Consider the following 18,229-nt stretch of genomic DNA (forward strand, 5'->3'; position numbering starts at 1 on the left):
GCGTCCTATCAGTGCTCGAACACCGCGGCGGCGAAGGTCGACCCCAGCCCGACCGCGGCCATCAGGTAGCGGTCGCCGGGCCGAAGCCGGCCCAGCTCACGGGCCGCGACGTAGTTGAGGAAGGAATCGGCGCAGAAGCAGTGGCCGGTGACCGGCATGTTGTCCAGGAACAGGCGCTCCACCGGGATCCCGACCTTGCGCGCCACCCGCACCCAGGACACCCGGTTCACGTTGTGCGGCAACACCACGTCGAGGTCGGCGACGGTGATCCCGGCGCGCGCCACCGCCGCGAGGATCACCTCGGCGAGCGCGTCCGGATAGCGTTGCTGGAACTCCAGGGACATCGCCGCGGTCAGGGACAGCCCGGCGTTGAACTCGCCGTGCGTGGCCGAGGCGTACGACAGCAGCCGGTCGCGCCGGCCCGTGCCGACCAGGACGGCGGCGCAGCCCTCCCCCATCAGCGCCGTGCCCGGGATCATCCGGGCCGACGGGGTGAACGCCTTCTCACCGACGAAGACCAGGGCCAGCGCGCCGGACTCGCCGTCCTCGGCGAGCAGCCGGCCGGCCATCTCGACGGCCAGCAGCCCGGAGGCGCAGGCGTGCTGGGTGACCGCGAAGGCCCGCGCGTGCCGCAGACCGAGGGCCCGCACCACGTCGTGCAGCGGATCCTCGGGGTACGGCGCGATCGCCTGCAGGGTCCGGGCCTGCACCACGTACCGGACCTGGGACTCACGGCCGCGCAGCTCGGACAGTTTCGCCGCGGCGTTGAGCATCAGGTCGGTGATCGTGCCCGTCGGTTCCCGCAGCACCTCGGCCAGCCCGTAGTACCGGCGGAACATCCGGACCTGGGTGTCGGTCAGCCCAAGCTCTCCGGCCAGCGAATCGATCGGCACCCGTTCCGGCGGCAGGTAGGCGGAGACCGCTTCGAGGGCGGTCACGTCCCGGCGTCCAGCGGCAGGCCGGACAGGTACTCGGTGAGCGCGTCGATGCTCGGGTGGTCCCACACGATCGTCGGTTCCAGGGGCATCCCGAGGTGGTCCTCGATCTCACCGCAGAGCGCGAGCGCGTACACCGAGTCGAGGCCCAGGTCGGCCAGGGGCGTGGCGGTGTCGATGGTGGCCGGATCCCGGTTGGTGAAGTCGGCGACGCGGTCCCGCAGCCACGGACGGAGCTGTCCGGCGGCCCGGTGGTTCGGCAAGATGGTCAATTCCGGCTCCTTGGAAGGTCGGGCAGCACGCTGTCGGACAGGTCGAAGGCCCGGCCGGCGGCGTACCGGCGGGCGAGCTCCGCGTGGATCGGGCCGGCCAGCGCGGCCGGCAGCGACCGGGACGTGCCGTCCAGCTCGTCGGCCAGCCGCAGCAGGGCCGCCGTCACCCAGGCCGGATCGGCCAGGAAGGTTCCCGGGTGGCGCTGCTCGGCCAGCCAGAGGTTCAGGCAGGTGGCTGCGGTCAGCACCGTGGTGTAGCGGGCGGTCAGGTCGAGCGCCGCCGGGTCGCCGCCGATGGCCAGGTCCGCCGGGCGGAGGCCGAGCGCGGCCGAACGCAGCCGGGCCAGCTCGGCGGTGAAGCGCCGGACCAGTCCGCGCAGCCGGTCGTCGCCGGCCGGCATCGTCTCGGCGGCGGCGAGCAGCTGGGCCGTGATCGGGTCGGCCGCCGAGGCGATCCGCAGCCGGTCGAACGGCAGGGCCGGGAGATCGGCGTCCAGGTCGTACAGGGTGGGCGGTGGCTCCTGGCCGGTCGCCCAGGAGCGCCGGGCGAGCCGGGGGAGCTGAGGGAGGACGGTGGCCAGGCAGGCGACCCGGGCCGCGTGCCCGAATCCCGCCGGCGCCAGGTCGCGCTGCAGCTTCTGGAAGATGCCGTACTCACCGGTGCGCAGGTAGCTCTGTGCACCGAGCAGCTCACCGAGCCGGGTCATGGCACGGATGGACCGGCCGGACACGACGTACTTGACGGCCGAGGCGTACGCGTTGGTGTCCTCGGGCAGCAGGTGCACGGCGCGGGCGACGGTGGTGGACAGGCAGTCGGCGATCAGCAGGTCCGTGAACGCCTCGGCCAGTGCCGTACGGACCACCGGCATGGCGCCTACCGGTCGTCCGCGCAGCCACCGGTCCTCGCCGAACCGCAGCACCGCGCGCAGGCCGGTGTCCAGCACACCCAGCGTCATCGCCGGCAGCCCGGTACGGGTCAGCTGGAACGAACGCAGCGCGACCTCCATGGCCGAGCCGAGCGGCCCGAGTGCCACGCCCGCGTCGACCGGGCACCGGTCCAGCTCGATCCCGCCGAGCTGCACCCCGCGCATCCCGCTGCTGGGGAACCGCGGCAGATACCGCAGCGCGCCCGGCGGCAGCGCGTCCTTCTCCACGAACAACTGGGTGTGGCTGCGGCCACCGGCCGCGTCCGAGGTACGACTGAAGATCACCATCGCGCTGCACCGCTGCGCGTTTGTGACCACCTCCTTGCGGCCGGTGAGCAGCAGTTCGCCCGGCCGCCCCGGGTCGGCCCGGAAGTCCACCCGGGCGAAGTCGTTGCCGTGTGCCAGCTCGTGGTAGACGGAGGCCACCCGACGGCCGGAGAGCAGCAGCTCCGCCAGCCGTCGCTGCTGGGCCTCGTCGCCGCCGGCCCACACGTTGACCGAGGCGATGAACGAGCTGGCGCCGTAACCGAGACCCAGGCAGGGGTCCCGCCGGAACACCGAGCGCATCGTCCGGATCAGCCGGTCCAGGCCGGTCATCCGGCCGCCGCGGGCGACCGGTACGAACTCGGCGTTGAGCCCGAAGTCGTCGAGCGCCAGCTCACCGTCGGCGAACATCTCCTGCCGCTCGTCGGCCGCCAGCACGGCCCGGTTCCCGAGGGGGTTCGCCGGGTCCCACGGATCGCCGAAGCGGCTCTCCAGATCCCGCATGGTGGTCATCACGCCTCCCCGGCGCCGTCGAGGTCGAGCACCGAGGGGCGACGGTCCGGGGCGAGGGACGCGTACACCCGGTCGTAGCCCTCGGGATGGTCCGGCGCGACGCCGAGGCGGTGCAGCACCCAGGTCAGCGCCGCGTCGAGCCACAGCCCGTCCGCCCACAGCGGGTCGGCGCCGGCGTGCTCGTGGTTGTGCAGCCACAGGTGCACCGCGCTCGCGCCGGCCACACACAGCTCGTACCGGTGGGCCAGGTCGTAGGCGGCGGGTTCCACGTCGTGCGGCCGTGGGCGGTACCCGGCGAGTTCGGTGTGCAGCAGCTCGGTCGCGGCCAGGAGCGCCTCGGCCCGGGCCGCCGGGCCGCCGGCCGCGCGGACGGCCGGTACCGCTGCGGACAGCCCGCGCAACGGCAGGCACCCGCGTCCGGCGGCCAGCGAGATCCGGTCCGGGTCCAGTTCGGGCACCGGCACCCGCAGGTCGGCCAGCGCCCGTAGCCGGGTCGCGTCCACCGGGTCGCCGGGCCAGCCCCGCGCCAGTTGGGGGAACTGGTTGATCAGCGCGTTGCGGTTGACCGGGGTGCTGCCGTCGAAGATCCCGACGATCCGGTGGTCCCGCTCCACCTTCTGGAAGCGTCCGTAGTCCGGGATGCCGGTCAGGAAGGCACGGGCGCCGAGCTGCTCGCCGCACCCTCCGATCAGTTCGTCGGTGAGCGTCGGCACGAAGGCCTTGAGCACCGGGGCGAGCACGCCCAGTTCCTCGGTCTCCGCCGTCGCCGCCCGGCTGACCAGGGCGGTCACCGCCTCGGCCAGGAACAGCATCGTGTGCAGCCGGCCCACCCCGCGCCGCAGGTACGGCACGTCGGCCAGCCGCCGCCCGTACAGCCGGCGGTCGGTCAGGTATCGCCGGACCAGCGCCAGCGCGTGGTCGGCGGCACCGAGCGACAACGCGGCGCAGGTGGTACGCGTCAGTTGCAGGGCGCGCAGCACCGTCTCCAGCCCGGCGCCACGCGCACCGACCAGTGCCGTCTCCGGCACCCACGCGTCGTCGAGGACGATCCCGCTGATGTCGGCACCCCGGATGCCGTGGGTCGGCTCCCCGGGCAGGCACCGGTACGAGTGCGCGGGAAGCTCCCGCTTGTCGGCGAGCAGCACTGTGAAACCGCGTGGCCCGCCGTCCGGGTCGGTCCGCGCCAGCAGGCACACCACACCTGCCCGGGTGGCGTTGTTGATCAGCCATTTCGTCCCGGTCACCCGGTACCCGCCGTCGCTCCGGACCGCCGAGACCTCGCCGCCGAGCAGGTCGCTGCCGTGGCCCGGTTCGGTGAGCGCCCAGCAGACGGGCACCCCGGCCAGGACCGTGCCGGCGAGCGCGCGCGCCTGCGCCAGGTCCGCCTCGTCGCGCGGCGACCGGGCCCAGACCGAGGCCGCGCCGAGGAACGTCTTGCCGTGTCCGATGGCCGTGGTCAGGTCCCGGCGCGCGATCACCCGCAGGACCTGGACCAGGGTGTCGAAGCCGCGCAGTTCACCGCCGTACGCCGCCGGGACGTAGTGCGCCGGCAGGCCGAGCCGGTCCAGGTGCGCGCAGATCTCCGCCGGGAACGCCTCGCTCTCGTCCGCGGCGGCGACCCGGGCGTGGTTGAACACGACGTCGGCGTCGTCCGGATCGCCCAGCCGCTCGTCGAGGTGCCGGGCCACTGCAGCGGCCAGGGGCAGGGTGGGCGCGGCCATCTCAGGCCCGCACCGGGTCGCCGGTCCGGCGCGCGGCCCGCACGCCGTCGGTGAGTTCCTCGTGTTCGGCGCCGAGGGCACCGGTCAGGAAGAGCATCCGGGCCAGGCCGCGCTGGATCTTGCCGCTGGTGGTGCGGGGCACCGTGCCGGGGCGGACCAGCACCACGCTGACCGCGCCGGTCCCGAACTCCCGGGACAGCACGTGGCGGACGGCGGTGACCACGGCGGCGCGGGCCGCCGGGTCGAGGGACCGGGCCCGGCACTCCTGCACCACCACCAGTTCCTCGTGCGGCACCTCGACGGTGAAGGCGGCACCGACACCCCGGGACAGGCTCTCGTCCACGGCGCGCACCGACACCTCGATGTCGTGCGGGTACAGGTTGCGGCCGTTGACGATCAGCAGTTCCTTGATCCGGCCGGTCACGTAGAGCTGGCCGTCGCGCAGCAGGCCCAGGTCCCCGGTACGCAGGAAGCCGCCATCGCCGTCGGCCAGCTCGTTGCCGAACACCTCCCGGGTGGCCTCCGGGTTGGCCCAGTAGCCCCGCGCCACGCTGGTGCCACGTAGCCAGATCTCACCGATCCGGTCGGGCGGTTGCGGCAGCCGGGTGGCGGGGTCGACGATCCTGATGTCGAACTCCGGAGTGGACTCGCCGCTGCTGACCAGTTCGCGCACCGGCTCCGGGTGGCCGGCTCCGACCGGCGTCACGACGTTCCGTTCCAGTTCCTCGGCGTCGACGGTGAGCACCACCGGCGGGCGGCCGATGGTGGCGCCGCTGACGCTGAGCGTGATCTCGGCCAGGCCGTACCCGGGGCACATGGCGTCCGGCCGCAGCCCGGCGGCGGCGAATCGACTGGCGAACGCGGCCAGGGTGGCCGCCTGCACCGGTTCCGAGCCGTTCACCGCGCGACTCCACCGGGACAGGTCGACGCCGGCGATCTGCTCGTCGGTGATCCGCCGGGTGCACAGGTCGTACGCGAAGTTCGGTGCCGGGGAGATCTCGATGTCGTGCCTGTCGATCAGCCGGAGCCAGGTGCCGGGGCGCTTGAGGAACGTCGTGGCCGACATCCCGACGCTGCAACCGCCCCGCGAGAGTGGGGCCAGCAACTGCCCGATCAGGCCGAAGTCGTGGTACATGGGCAGCCATCCGCCGACGCGGACGCCCTCGCCGCCACCGAGGATCTCGTTGAACGCCCGCAGGTTGGGCAGCAGGTTCGCGTGGTCCACCACGACGCCCTTGGGGTCGCTGGTGGAGCCGGAGGTGTACTGCAGGAAGGCGATGGTGGACCCGTCGATGTCCGGCCGCCGCCATGCCGTCGCCCGCTCCAGGGGGACGTCGTCGAAGGCCAGGCACGGTACGTCGGACAGCCCGCACTCGGCCGCCCAGTCGCGGACCGCGTCGAGAGCCGCGGCGTCGGTGACCACCGCGGCCACCTGGGCGTTGTGCGCGATGCCGGCGAGCCGGTCCCGTTGCCGGCGATATCCGTCCGGCAGCGGGGCCGGGACCGGGATCGCACCGGCGTGCTGGACGCCGAGGAAGTTCTCGGCGAAGGCGGTGCCGGGCTCGTTCAGCACGAGCACCCGGTCACCCGGGCGGACGGTGCCGGCGAGCAGCACGGCGATCTGCCGGGCCCGGGCGGCCAGGTCGGCCCACGACACCGTGCGCACCTCGGCGTCGCCGGATCCGGGGTCCGCGTCGAAGATCAGCGCCGGTCGCTCCGGGTGGACGGCGGCACGCTCCTGCAGCAGGTCGACGAACGTTTCGTGGTCGGACATCAGGCGCTCCCCGCGGGTCGGTGACGTGCCGGACCCAGCGTCGCGCCGGATCCGGCATGTGCAGAAGGCTCGATCGAGCGGGCGGTTGGGGTAGCCGAACAGGTATGCCAGGCGGTCACGGCGTCTCCTGCCAGCCGCCGAGCCAGCCCTGCGCCACCCCGGCCAGACCGATGGCGACCAGCGCCGCCCGTCGTTCCACGGTCAGGCCGGCGGCGTCCGGCTCGGCCAGGCCGGAGGTGATCCAACTGGTCATCGCGGCCTGGGCGAGCCCCGCACCGACGGCTGCCGGGGGCCAGACCCCGTCCGCCTCGCCGCGGCGGACCGTCACCGCGTCCGCGCCTAGCAGGTAGCCGGCCGCCCACACCTCAAGGGCGAGTCGCCAATGGAGGCCCGAGGGCAGGCCGGTGACCCCGAGCAGGCGGTCGAACCCGTCCACCACCTGGTTCACGGTCAGCCCGACCAGGCCGCAGTGATCGGCCCAGTACCAGCCGAAACCGTGTTCGACGGGCTCCCCGGTGCCGGGGCGCAGCGGCCGCAACAGGCACCGGCTGCGATGCAGCTGCACGGTGTAGGGCAGCTTCTCGTCGGAACGGCACCGCCGTGCCAGGGCCTCCTCGGCGCTCGCGCTGAACTGCCAGTACGTCGGTGACAGGACCGGCGCGGGCAGGAAGACGGTGGCGTGGAACCGGCCCGGATGCCCGACGATCGTCGGGTCGAACCGGTGGTCGACCAGGTGCGGCACGGTCCCGACGACCGGGATGCCGGCCTCCCGGCAGAACATCACCACCATCTCGTCGTCGTCCTTGACGTCGTCCGGGATGCCGGCCAGGTAGTCGGCCAGTTCCCGGGCCACCCGCACCGGCAGGACGAACCCCTGGGTGGGGGTCCACTCGAACAGCGACAGCGGCGCGAACGGCCAGCCGGCGATCACCGCGCGACGGACCAGGTACGAGTTCTGCGGGCTGTCCCAGTGGGAGTAGAGCGAGATGCCGTGTTCCGGACGGGCCGCGATCGCGCGGTGGACCTGGGTGGCGAAGCTCCGGATCAGCCGGATGTCGTCCTGCAGCACCAGGTGGTGGGTGGCGCCGTCGGCGACGGCGCGCCAGGCCACCTTGGCGGTACGCAACGGGCTGGGCACCCCGTCCGGGTCCGGATCGGTGACCACCCGGGCGGCCAGCGGGGCGCAGTCGCGCACGAGCGGTGGGATGCGCTCCCGCCGGCGCGGGTGGTGCATGATCGCCACGCTGAGCCGGATCTCGCTGGCCGTCACCGCGCTTCCGCGGCCGACAGCCCGGCCGGCACGACCGGCTCCCCACCGCGGGTCGCCGACCGGTAGGCCGCCTCGATCAGCGCCGTCGTGGTGACGACCTCCCGCATCGGCCGGTCCCAGCCGGTGCCCGCGGCGACCAGGCCGGCGAAGTCGGCGAACATGCCGGGGAACCACTCCTGGTGGGTCTGGTCCCGGTTCGGCGGGGCCAGGTCGGTGCGTTCCAGCCCGTCCGCCGTACGCACCTCGGCCATCCCGTCGTGCACGTCGGCCGCGCCGTCCGGGCCGCTGACCAGGTAGCGGTTCGACCGGGTGTCACTGACCCAGCTCAGATCGATCTCGCAGGTCCCGCCGTCGCCGAACTCCAGGTCCAGCCGGGCGGCCACGTCCATCCCGCCGGCGGCGTCGCCGTCCGCCCACTGCGCGACGCAGGAGACCGTCCGGGGCGCCTCGCCGAAGAGCTGGGTGGCCATGTACGCGCAGTGCGTCCCGTGGTCGAGCATGATCCCGCCCCGCGCCACCGAGATGTCCCGGCGCCAGTCCGGTTGCCATCCGGGCACCCCGCGCGCGTGCGAGTCGCGGGCGATCCGGAACCGGGCCCGCAACGGACCGCCGAGCCGCCCGTCGGCGACCGCGCCGCTGAGCACCCGCATCATCGGCGAGAAGCCGTAGTTGTGGGCGGGGTAGAGCAGCAGGCCCCGGTCCCGGGCCAGGTCGATCAGGTCGAGTGCCTCGTCGGTGCGGACCGCGACCGGCTTCTCGCAGATCACGTGCAGACCGGCGGCGAGCGCCTCGCGTTCCAGCTCGACGTGATGGTTCGGCGGGGTGCAGATGTCGACGGCGTCCACCGGCTGGGCGGCGAGCAGCTCGGCCAGCGTGGGGTAGGTGGCCAGGCCGGGGTCGAGCTGCCGGGCCCGGGCCCGCCGCTCCGGCGACGGGTCGAGCACCGCGACGACCCGGCCGGCGGTGACCGTACGGTAGGCGTGCAGTCGCCCTTCCCCGGCGGTGCCGAAACCGATGACGGCGATCCTCATGCCGGTACCTCCTCGAGGTGCTGGGACGCCGCGCCGTCGATCAGGACGCGGCGGATGATCTCGACGGCCTGCTCGGCCAGCTCCGCGTCCACGTTCAGCGGTGGGTAGAGGCGCAGCGTGGTGCCTCCGGTCATCACCAGCACCCCGGCGTCGACCAACGCCAGGAACGTCTTCCGGAAGGTGTCCTTGTCCAGCGGCCGGCGGGACCGCTTGTCGGCGACCAGCTCGATGCCGATCGCGAAACCGGCGCCCCGGACGTCGCCGACGAGTGGGGACTCGTCGACGAGGGGCTCCAGCGCGGCCAGCATCTCGGCGCCGAGCTTGCCCACGCGGCTGGGCAGGTCCTCGTCGACGAGCACGTCGGTGGTGGTGGCGACCGCCCGGCAGGCCAGCGGGAACGCGCCGAAGCTGGACGAGCTCGCGCTCGGGTCGGAGAACGGGCTGGCGGCCATCAGATCCGCTGTGGAGATCACCCCGGTGACGGGGTATCCGGCGCCCATCCCCTTGCCGACGGTGACGATGTCCGGCGTCACCTCGTCGCGCATGAAGGCGAACGGTTCACCGGTACGGCCGAACCCGGTCATCATCTCGTCGACGATCAGCAACGCGTCGAACTCGTCGGCGACCGAGGCCAGCGCGGTCAGGTAGCCCGGTGGCGGCACCACGTTGCCCGACCGGCCCTGCACCGGCTCGACGACGAGCGCCGCCAGCGCGCCGGTGGAGTTCTCCTTGACGGTGTCCCGCACGGTCTCGACGCAGGCGTAGCCGCAGCTCGGGAACGTCATCTTCAGCGGGCAGTGGTAGCAGTTGGCGTACGGTGCGCTGAAATAGCCGGACGGCAACGGGCCGAGACCGGTCCGCGCCCCCGCGGTGAGCGCCAGGCTGCCGAGCGTCTTGCCGTGGAAGCCGCCCCAGAACGACAGGAACTCGTGCTTGCCGGTGACCGACTTGGCCAGCCGCAGCGCCGCCTCCACCGCCTCGGTGCCGCCGCTGTAGAGCTGGATCCGGTCCAGCGGCGGCGGCAGGAACCCGCGCAGCGACTCGGCCATCGCCCGGCGGCCGGCCGACCCGAACGCGCCGGCCGGCGCGGTGGCGAGCTCGGCGGTGAGGGCGGCGATCAGGCGCGGGTTGGCGTGGCCGATCGAGTTGACCCCGCCGGCTCCCTGGAAGTCGATGATCTCGTTGCCGTCCACGTCGACCAGGACCGCGCCGGCGGCGGACTCGACGCACAGCTGCGCCCAGAGCATGACCGCCTGCAGGCCGGGCCCGATCACCTCCTGCTCGGCGGCCCAGTGCCGGGCACCACGTGGCCGGTCGGGCGTACGCCCAAAACGTCGGCCGTCGCCTGAACTCTCTGCCATCGCTCCGCCTCTCGGGTGCGGCCGATCCACCGGTCACGCCGACCGCGGACCGCTTTCCGCCCATGCTCGGGATCCGGCGGCGGGCCCGGGAGCCTCCATCGGCCACGACGAATGGGCATGCCCGGACGGCGACACGTCCGGGCAGCGCGGCACCGAGGCGGACGCGGTTAGCGTGGCGCCGTGACCAGCACCGTGCAGGACCTCATCGACGTGGCGGCGCAGTCCGCCGTGGACGCCGGCCGCCTGGTCCGGCAGCGGTTCGGCGACCCGGTGGAGGTGTCCCGCAAGCAGGCGGCCCACGACGTCGTGACCGGGACCGACCTGGCCGCCGAGGAGTTGATCCGCGCCGCGTTGGGCGACGTCGGCGCGCGCTCGACGGTGGTGGGCGAGGAAGGCGGCCGGCCGGACGGTGCCCCGGCCGGTCCGGACGATCCGGTGTGGCTCGTCGACCCGATCGACGGCACCTACAACTTCGTCCGGGGCATCCCGTTCTTCTGCGTGTCGATCGGCCTGCGGATCGGCGGTCGTACGGTGGGCGGTTGCGTCTACGACCCGCTGCGTGAGGAGCTGTTCACCGCGGCGGACGGCCGCGCGTGGTTGAACGGCACTCCGCTGCCCACGCGTACCTCCGCGTCGTCGGCGCCGCCGCTCGTGCTGTGCGACATCCCGAACGCCGGGGGGCCGCCGTCCACCGCCGAGACCGACCTGCTGGCCGCGCTGCTCACCGCCGCCGCGGACGTGCGGCGGCTCGGTTCCTCCGCGCTGGCGCTGGCGTACGTGGCGGCGGGCCGCGCCGACGTGGCCGCCAACGCGGACGTGTACGACTGGGACACCGCCGCCGGGCGGGCGCTGGTCACCGCCACTGGCGGCGGTTACCTGAGTCATCCCGATCCGCTGCCGACCCGTCGGCGGGGCAGCTTCGTCGCATGGGCCCCGGCGTACGCGGCCCTCGGCCGCGCGGTCGGCGAGGCCCTGCGCCCCGACAGCCTCGCGGAGGTCGCGTGACACGCCGGCGTTTTCTGATCATGGGCGGCCTGCACCGCAGCGGCACCACCCTGCTGGCCGCGCTGGTCGGCACGAATCCGCAGGTGGCCGGGTTCCGGCAGACCGGCGCGCCGATGGACGAGGGCCAGTACCTGCAGACCGTCTGCCCCTACGACGAGCAGCACGGCGGTCCGGGGCGGTTCGCGTACGCGCCCGAGGCGCACATGACCGAACACCACGAGCTGGCCGGCCCGGCCACCGCCCGGCTGCTGCGCGAGCAGTGGGGCCGCTACCTGGATCCCGGCCGACCGGTGGTGCTGGAGAAGTCACCGCCCAACCTGCTGCGCTTCCGGTTCTTCCAGCGGCTCTTCCCGGGCTCCCGGTTCGTGCTGGTCATGCGGCATCCGGTGGCGGTGGCGATGAGCACCCGGAAGTGGACGCCGGCGCTCACCGTGCGGCAGCTCGTCGAGCACTGGCTGCACGCCCACGAGTTGGCCCGGGCCGACGCCGCCCACGTCGACGCGATGCTGACCGTCCGTTACGAGGACCTGATGGACGACCCGGACCGCACGTTGGGGGGCATCGCGGCCTTCGCCGGCCTCCCACCCGCCTTCGACGTCGGCGGCCTGGACCGGGACACGAACACCCGCTACCTGCAGGCCTGGCGGCAGGGGCCGGGGGCCGGCGACGACCTCGCCGACCTCACCGACCGGGTCGCACGGTACGGCTACCGGCTGCCCGCGCCCGCCTGAACCGGCTTCGTCTGAGAGGGGAGAACGGATGTCCCGGCTGCTCATCGTGCACGGTACCGGCGGACCGCGGCGCTCCGACGACTCGGTCCGCCGGGAGTGGATCGGCTCCGTCGAGGACGGTCTGGCGCTGGCCGGCTATCCCGCGGCGGCACCTGATGCCGCCCTGGTCAACCTCGACGCTCCGGATCGCGTGCCGGCTGTCGGCGACAGCGATCCGGCCGCCGAGGCCGCACTGCTGCGGCGCTGCTGGCAGGCCGCCACCTTCGACACCGAGGCCGGTGCGGAGCCGGTCGGCGTGGACGCGTTGGCCGGGCGGCTGGCCTGGTCCCGGTACTTCTGCGGCCTGACCGCCGAGGAGCTGACCGGAACCCTGCGTCAGGTGCTGGCGTTCGCCACCGGCGCGGCGGCCGGGCATCCCGCGATCGACGCCGTACGCGCCGCGCTCACCCCGGACACCGAGATCGTGATCGGCCACTGCCTGGGCGGGGTGGCCGCCGCGCTGGCCCTCGCCGACGCCGGTGCCGCCGCTCCCGCGTTGATCACCCTCGGCGCACCGCACCCCCCGGCCGTGGGGCCGCCCGCCTTGGGGCCGGCCGTCTGGGTGGATGTCGCCGACGTGCAGGACACGCTGCTCCTGGCGGCCGGGAGCGGCCCGGCCGGCGTCACCGGGAGGGTGTCACTCGACTGCGACCCTCGGCTGCGCGGCGCTCGCAACTATCTGGCCTCGCCGGAGTTCGGCAAGGTGCTCGGCAGCCTGCTGGAGACGTGCGACGGCGGTTGACCTCCGGAGCATGTCCGGAACGAGACATGGTCCTGGAAGGGGTGTGCCGCACTCCGTTTCGATGATTCGTGTGACTCCGAGTGAGAGGAGCGCGGTCATGACCGCGACGATCGTCGAACACCATCCGCACCGCGAGTCGGCAAGCCTGCGCATCGCACTCGTCATGATCAACGACATCCTGCGGGACGGTCTCAGCGTGGCGCTGCGCGGCCTGGCCCTGACCACGTCCGTCCGTTCCTACCGCTCGATGCCCGAGTTGCTGACCGAGGCCGTCGACAAGCGACCGGAAGTGCTCGTCGTCAACGCTGCCGACGGCGTCGCGGGCATCGCGGCCGCCGGGCTGATCGCCCCGGAGAGCAAGATCGTCATGCTGATCCACGACGCCCACGCCGCCGAGTCGGTGCTGGCCGACGGTGTCGTGGTGGACGGCTTCCTGCTCCAGCAGGACCTGTCCGGTCGCACCTTGGAGAACGCGCTCCGGGCGATCATGACCGGTGAGGTGCCGATGCCCGCCGTCCTGGCGCAGCAACTGCTGGCCCGGGCCGGCATCCGCCGTACGCCGTCGTCGATGGCGCCCATCAAGCTGACGCCGCGCGAGCACGAGACGTTGTTGCTGCTCGTCGAAGGGTTGAGCAACAAGCAGATCGCGCGACGCCTCAAGATCTCCGACCACGGCGCGAAGCGGCTGGTGGCAGGGGTGCTGCTCAAGCTCGGCTGCACCAATCGGACGTCGGCGGTGGTCACCGCCATCCGCTCCGGCCTGGTGGAGTGCGCGTAGCGCGAGCTTCCGCGCCGGCGCGCGGGACCACGAAGGTGGCGGCACCGGAAGTGGTGCCGCCACCTTCAGGGTTCCTCAGACCGCCTGACGTAGCGGCGGCCGCTCGTAGAGGCCGTGCGCGGCCAGCTTGATGCCGAGTTCGAGCCGGCTCCGGGCACCTACCATCTGCATGATCTGCGTGACCTGCCGCTGGACGGTACGGGTGGACACGGCCAGCGCCCGCGCGACCACGTCGTCGGTGGCGCCGCCGGACAGCCGCCGCAGCACGTCACGCTGCAACGGGTTGAGCCTGCCGTGCAGGTCGCTCACGTCCGCCCGCGCCTCGGACCAGTGGTGGTGGAAGATCGTCGTCAGCGCCTGCACAGCGGTCGGCGATCGTACGGCCAGCGGTGACGCGGCCCCGCCCCGCGACACGATCGCCAGGTTGCGGTCCAGCACGACCATCAGAGTGGGCGAGTGCTTGCCGCTCCGCACGTCGGCCCGGACGCCCAGCAGGGCCCGCAGCCGGGCGCCCCGGTCCAGCAGGGTCTCCCCGGCCACCACCGCGCGCACACGGGCGGCGCCGGACCATCCCGCCCGGTGCGGCCAGGCCCGGCCCGGCTCCTGATCGGACAGCAGCGCACAGTTGGCGGGTATCAGCGCGAGCACCTCGTCGCGCGCGGCTCTGATCACCCGCGCCGCCAGGCGCCAGCCCGCAGCCTCGGCCTCGACGACCGTCGGCTTCGGTTCCACGGCTTCGTTCTGCATCAACTCTCCCCCGAGTTGCCGTCGCACGCACGTGGTCATGCGACAAGCGGACAGTGATTGAAACGTAGCGATGGGCGAACGTCGCGGGTACCGGGGAATCCCTCCCTCGCCCAGCCGGGTTTCACCGGCTCACCCCCCGGACGGGCCTAGGGTCCCCAGCCGGCGGAGGTGTTCGACCGGAGGTACATCAGCACCGCCCGCACCCGCCGGTGCACACCCTCCGACGCGTCGATCTGCAGCCGCTCCAGAATGCTCGTCACGTACGACTCGATGGTCTTGCTGCTCAGACGCAGACGGTCGGCTATCGCCCGGTTGGTGAGCCCCTGCGCCATCAGCGCCAGCACCTCCTGCTCCCGGACGGTCAGGCGGTCGATCCGGCCACCCGTCCGACGCCGGGCCATCAGCTCCTCGACGAGGGCCGGATCGATGACCGCTCCACCGCTCGCCAGCTCACGCAACGCGGTGACCACCTGCTCGACGTCGAGGATGCGCTCCTTGAGCAGATATCCGACGCCACCCTCACCCGAGTTGACGATCGCCAGCGCGTACTCCGTCTCGATGTGCATGGAGAGGACCAGCACCGCGATGCCGCTGTAGTCCCGCCGGATCCGCTCGGCGACCGCCAGCCCCTCGGTGGTGTAGGTCGGTGGCATCCGGATGTCGACGATCACCGCGTCCGGGCGGTGCCCGGCGACCGCGTCCAGCAGTTCGTGCGCGTCCTTGACCGCCGCGAGCACCGTCATCCCGGCCTGCCGCAGGAGGGCTGACAGGCCCTCCCGGATCAGCACCGCGTCGTCTGCGATGACGATGCGCACGGGATCACCGTCCGCAGCGTCGTGCCGACACCTGGTCGGCTCTCCCACTCCAGCCGGCCGCCGAGTGCCTCGGCGCGGCGGCCGAGGTGACTCAGGCAGTCTTCGTCCTCAAGGGTCCGGGTCGAGCCGGAGCCGTCGTCGCACACCTCCAGGTGCAGGCAGTTCTGCTCCATCCGCATCCGGATCACCACTGTCGAGGCGCCTCCGTGCCGGACCGCGTTCGTCAACGCCTCCGCCGCGACGAAGTAGGCGGCTTCCGCCACCTCACGCGGAACCAGGCGGGGCCGGCCCTCGATCCGCACCGTCACCGGCGTGTTCGTGGTCAGGACGGCCAGCGCCTCGTGCAGCTCACGCCGCTCCAGCGCGGGCGGACGCATCCCGCGGCTCAGCAGCCGCAACTCGGTGAGTGCCATGGCGAGTTCGGTGACCGCCGCGTCCAGGTGGGCGTCCGCCTCGGCGGTGTCCCGCATCGTCCGCCGCGCCATCTGCAACAGCAGGGTCGCGTTGACCAGCCGTAGCTGCGCGCCGTCGTGCAGGTCCCGTTCGATCTCGCTGCGCGCCCGGTGCCGGCCGTTGCGCGCCTCCTGCTCGTATCGACGTTCCCAGAGCGCGGCGTCGGCCCGCCAGCCGCGAGCCTTGGCCAGCAGCACCAACGGTGGTATCAGGATCTGCAGGACCACACCTGCCGCATTGCTCACCAGCCAGGCCGGATGGGACGGGGTGGTGAACAAGGGCACCATCGCTGCGGCGCCCACCTGCAGGCAGAGCAGGACGCCCGGGAGCACGACGATCCGCTGCGCGCCCTGCCACCGCCTGACCAGGTGGACGGCGAGCCAGATCGCCACCACCGTGACCACCAGCCGCGCGACCACCGGCTGGTACGGCGCGGCGGCCCAGCCCGGTTCGGGAAGGCAGGCCAGGCACGGGTCGATCGCGCCGGCCGGTGCGGTATAGCTGTCGATGACCAGCAGCGGCAGCCCGCCGAGCGCGACGGCCAGCAGGACGCGGTCCGCCCGGTTACGCGTACGGCCGCGCGGCTGGGTGACCAGGATGGCCACCAGGAGGGTCCAGATCAGCGGGTGCGCGACGGCGGCCACTCCGGTGCCTGTCTCACCGTGCAGCGGCCCGGCGCTGCGGGCCAGCCACACCATCGCGACGGCGAAGAACAGCATGCCGGTCAGCGGGTTGGCGGCCGACCCGATCAGGATCATCCCGGCGGTGCCGTAGGAACAGACCAGGGCCAGAGCGGTAGCGACGAAGAGCGTGGTCTCCGGATCACCGGATTGGATCACCCGAACCGCGGCGACCAGGCTCCCGCCCAACATCACACAGACCAGCATCGCGACAGCCGCGCCCCGCAACGCTGGTCCCGCGTCGACTCGGCTGACTCTGCCGGGCATCGCAAGCCGGACCAATCATCCCTCCGCGGTCGGTAGCCGATGGGAGCCGACCAGCGGACGGTGGTGAACCGATGAACGGTCGCTCGACGGTCGCGACACGATCCCTGAAGATGACCAGACCGCCCGAATCGATCTCCTCGATCGGCGTCAATACTATCGCATCGCCGATTAATCGGGGGCCGGTAAATCGTAAAAGAGATTCCGCAAAAGCGGTCATTACTCACCCACAGCCGCCGTAGCGGCCCCAAGCGCTCGAACCGGACACCGCCGAGCCGTAGCCCGATATCACCTATGATTCTGAGGGTATTTACCTTCCGTTCGGAACAGCAGGTCGACGCACTCCTTATCCGCCCTGCCCCGGTCGCACGGCATCGCATTCCACCCTGCGGGCACGCTTCGGCGATGGAGCAGGTGGACAGACCAGCAGGCGATCCGCCGGGCGGAGGCGACGACACATCCCGGCAATCAGGATAATTGTCGTCCACTCCCCGGAAACAGGCCCCGCGCATACCACCTGCGGCCAGATGTCGGGGGCCCGACACAATAGAGGGACCTCGGCGGGCGATCCCCGCAAGGCGTGATCGGAAACCCGACCCGCCCGCAATTCGCCTGGCCATCCGCCGCATGGAGCCGAACTGCACGTCCGAAAGGCGACACTGTTCCGAGCACGACTCGCGACTGCGGCTCTCCGGGAACGGCGGACAGCATCGATCGAGACGAGGCACTAGCGTGACGCATCGATCGAACGAGAGGGAGGCGATCATGGCGAATCGGCGCGCGGTACTCGCACCGGGACGGGGCTACGACACCCGGGGGCCGCTCTTCGTCTACATCGGGGAGGCGTTGCGCCGGCTCGGTTTCGAGGTGCACGAGGTGACCTGGCGGTCGCTGGGCGAGCTGCGCCTCGACAGCGCGCCGGAGTGGGTCGCCGAGCAGCTGGACCCGGTCCTCGACGCCGGGGTGGACCTGCTCGTGGGAAAGTCGCTCGGCAGTTTCGCCGCGCCGCTCGCCGCCGACCGGGGCATCCCGGCGGTCTGGCTGACGCCGCTGCTGACCGACCCCGCCGTACGGGAGCCGCTGGGCCGGGCCACCGCGCCGTTCCTGCTGGCCGGCGGCACCGGCGATCAGGTCTGGGACGGCGCGGTGGCGCGCCGGCTCACGCCGTACGTGGTGGAGGTCGCCGACGCCGACCACGCGATGATGGTGCCCGGACCGCTGGCGGCCTCGGCCGAGGCGCTCGGGCGGGTCTGCACCGCGGTGGAGGAGTTCGCCGCCGGCCGTTGACAGGTCAGCGGCGACCCCGTCGCGTCCACACCACCGCCGCCACTGCCGCGATGAGCGGCAGCAGGCAGCAGAGCGTCAGGACGAACAGGTGCCACGGCTTGATCGCTCCCATGTGGCGAACGATAGGCGTCGCTGTCCACGCCCCGCTACGCGGAGGCTCGGGCGGCCTTGCCGTCCAGCCACAGGGTGTCGGTGTCGTCACGATGGGATCCGGTGGTTCCGACGTGCCTGGCGCTGATCGTCGGCCCGTTCCTGATCACGTGGACCAGCGCCATCGCGTGTCCCCGGCCGAGTCCGTACTCGTCCTTCAGCCAGCCCACGATCACGGCGGCCTTCACGTCGGCGGCGTCGTAGCCGCGTTCCCTGGCCTGGTCGACGAGCGTGCGCGGGGTCTTGCCGGTCTTGTCCTCGATCGCGTCGAGGTATGCCTGGAAGGACATCTGCCCAACCCTTCGCTCGGGAGGTGGTGACGACTCCAGCCTCCCGGGCGGGGCGGCGCCGATCAACGACGGACCGGGCCACCGTCGTTGCCTCCAGGGCAACGATCGCCGTCGGGCGGGACGCCGGAGAGCCCGGCCCGCGTGGTCGCGGGCCGGGCTCTCCAGATCTCGGGGTACGCGC

General features: G+C 72.6%; 17 protein-coding genes. 5 read left to right on the forward strand and 12 right to left on the reverse strand.

Annotated elements, in window-relative coordinates; genetic code table 11:
- Nucleotides 1–8: 8 nt before the first annotated feature.
- The 8 genes from IRY44_RS29710 to IRY44_RS29745 form a co-directional block, all read right to left on the reverse strand.
- On the reverse strand, nt 9–938 hold the full coding sequence (locus tag IRY44_RS29710; protein WP_194803446.1) for a 3-oxoacyl-[acyl-carrier-protein] synthase III C-terminal domain-containing protein: 930 nt from the start codon (nt 936–938) through the stop codon (nt 9–11).
- On the reverse strand, nt 935–1,207 hold the full coding sequence (locus IRY44_RS29715; protein ID WP_228533073.1) for an acyl carrier protein: 273 nt from the start codon (nt 1,205–1,207) through the stop codon (nt 935–937). Before IRY44_RS29715 ends, IRY44_RS29710 begins: the two co-directional genes overlap by 4 nt.
- A complete protein-coding gene (locus tag IRY44_RS29720; RefSeq protein ID WP_194803447.1) occupies nt 1,204–2,910 on the reverse strand; it encodes an acyl-CoA dehydrogenase family protein in 1,707 nt (568 codons plus the stop codon). The genes IRY44_RS29715 and IRY44_RS29720 overlap by 4 nt, the downstream gene beginning before the upstream one ends.
- Nucleotides 2,910–4,631: an acyl-CoA dehydrogenase family protein gene (locus tag IRY44_RS29725; protein WP_194803448.1), complete on the reverse strand. Its 1,722-nt coding sequence runs from the start codon at nt 4,629–4,631 to the stop codon at nt 2,910–2,912. The genes IRY44_RS29720 and IRY44_RS29725 overlap by 1 nt, the downstream gene beginning before the upstream one ends.
- Before the next feature lies 1 nt (nt 4,632).
- Complete coding sequence (locus IRY44_RS29730; RefSeq protein WP_194803449.1) at nt 4,633–6,405, reverse strand: fatty acyl-AMP ligase; 1,773 nt, start codon at nt 6,403–6,405, stop codon at nt 4,633–4,635.
- Nucleotides 6,406–6,520: 115 nt separating this feature from the next.
- Entirely contained in the window at nt 6,521–7,675 is a 1,155-nt protein-coding gene (locus IRY44_RS29735; protein WP_194803450.1) for a hypothetical protein, read from the reverse strand.
- Nucleotides 7,672–8,706, reverse strand: a complete 1,035-nt coding sequence (locus IRY44_RS29740; protein WP_194803451.1) for a Gfo/Idh/MocA family protein — start codon at nt 8,704–8,706, stop codon at nt 7,672–7,674. The genes IRY44_RS29735 and IRY44_RS29740 overlap by 4 nt, the downstream gene beginning before the upstream one ends.
- Nucleotides 8,703–10,067 (reverse strand): aspartate aminotransferase family protein, encoded by a 1,365-nt coding sequence (locus IRY44_RS29745; protein ID WP_194803452.1) that lies wholly within the window; start codon nt 10,065–10,067, stop codon nt 8,703–8,705. The genes IRY44_RS29740 and IRY44_RS29745 overlap by 4 nt, the downstream gene beginning before the upstream one ends.
- A 180-nt stretch (nt 10,068–10,247) precedes the next feature.
- Here IRY44_RS29745 and IRY44_RS29750 point away from each other — a divergent pair, with 180 nt between their 5' ends.
- The 4 genes from IRY44_RS29750 (at nt 10,248) to IRY44_RS29765 (ending at nt 13,362) form a co-directional block, all read left to right on the forward strand.
- Complete coding sequence (locus IRY44_RS29750) at nt 10,248–11,072, forward strand: inositol monophosphatase (protein ID WP_194803453.1); 825 nt, start codon at nt 10,248–10,250, stop codon at nt 11,070–11,072.
- Nucleotides 11,069–11,803: a sulfotransferase gene (locus tag IRY44_RS29755; protein ID WP_194803454.1), complete on the forward strand. Its 735-nt coding sequence runs from the start codon at nt 11,069–11,071 to the stop codon at nt 11,801–11,803. Before IRY44_RS29750 ends, IRY44_RS29755 begins: the two co-directional genes overlap by 4 nt.
- 28 nt (nt 11,804–11,831) lie before the next feature.
- Nucleotides 11,832–12,584: a hypothetical protein gene (locus IRY44_RS29760; RefSeq protein ID WP_194803455.1), complete on the forward strand. Its 753-nt coding sequence runs from the start codon at nt 11,832–11,834 to the stop codon at nt 12,582–12,584.
- A gap of 97 nt (nt 12,585–12,681) precedes the next feature.
- Entirely contained in the window at nt 12,682–13,362 is a 681-nt protein-coding gene (locus IRY44_RS29765; RefSeq protein WP_194803456.1) for a response regulator transcription factor, read from the forward strand.
- 75 nt (nt 13,363–13,437) lie between these two features.
- Here IRY44_RS29765 and IRY44_RS29770 read toward each other — a convergent pair whose 3' ends face one another.
- From IRY44_RS29770 to IRY44_RS29780, 3 genes are all read right to left on the reverse strand, one after another.
- The gene (locus tag IRY44_RS29770) at nt 13,438–14,109 is read right to left on the reverse strand and encodes a LuxR C-terminal-related transcriptional regulator (RefSeq protein WP_194803457.1); all 672 of its coding nucleotides are present in this window, start codon (nt 14,107–14,109) and stop codon (nt 13,438–13,440) included.
- 146 nt (nt 14,110–14,255) lie between these two features.
- The gene (locus IRY44_RS29775) at nt 14,256–14,924 is read right to left on the reverse strand and encodes a response regulator transcription factor (protein WP_194803458.1); all 669 of its coding nucleotides are present in this window, start codon (nt 14,922–14,924) and stop codon (nt 14,256–14,258) included.
- Entirely contained in the window at nt 14,891–16,249 is a 1,359-nt protein-coding gene (locus IRY44_RS29780) for a sensor histidine kinase (RefSeq protein WP_228533084.1), read from the reverse strand. Before IRY44_RS29780 ends, IRY44_RS29775 begins: the two co-directional genes overlap by 34 nt.
- 837 nt (nt 16,250–17,086) lie before the next feature.
- Here IRY44_RS29780 and IRY44_RS29785 point away from each other — a divergent pair.
- On the forward strand, nt 17,087–17,608 hold the full coding sequence (locus IRY44_RS29785; protein WP_194803460.1) for an alpha/beta hydrolase: 522 nt from the start codon (nt 17,087–17,089) through the stop codon (nt 17,606–17,608).
- A gap of 146 nt (nt 17,609–17,754) precedes the next feature.
- Here IRY44_RS29785 and IRY44_RS29790 read toward each other — a convergent pair whose 3' ends face one another.
- The gene (locus tag IRY44_RS29790; protein WP_194803461.1) at nt 17,755–18,048 is read right to left on the reverse strand and encodes a DUF4287 domain-containing protein; all 294 of its coding nucleotides are present in this window, start codon (nt 18,046–18,048) and stop codon (nt 17,755–17,757) included.
- Between the last annotated feature and the right edge of the window lie 181 nt (nt 18,049–18,229).

It is taken from the genome of Micromonospora sp. ANENR4 (assembly GCF_015354395.1).
GTDB classification, from domain to species: Bacteria; Actinomycetota; Actinomycetes; order Mycobacteriales; family Micromonosporaceae; genus Micromonospora; species Micromonospora aurantiaca.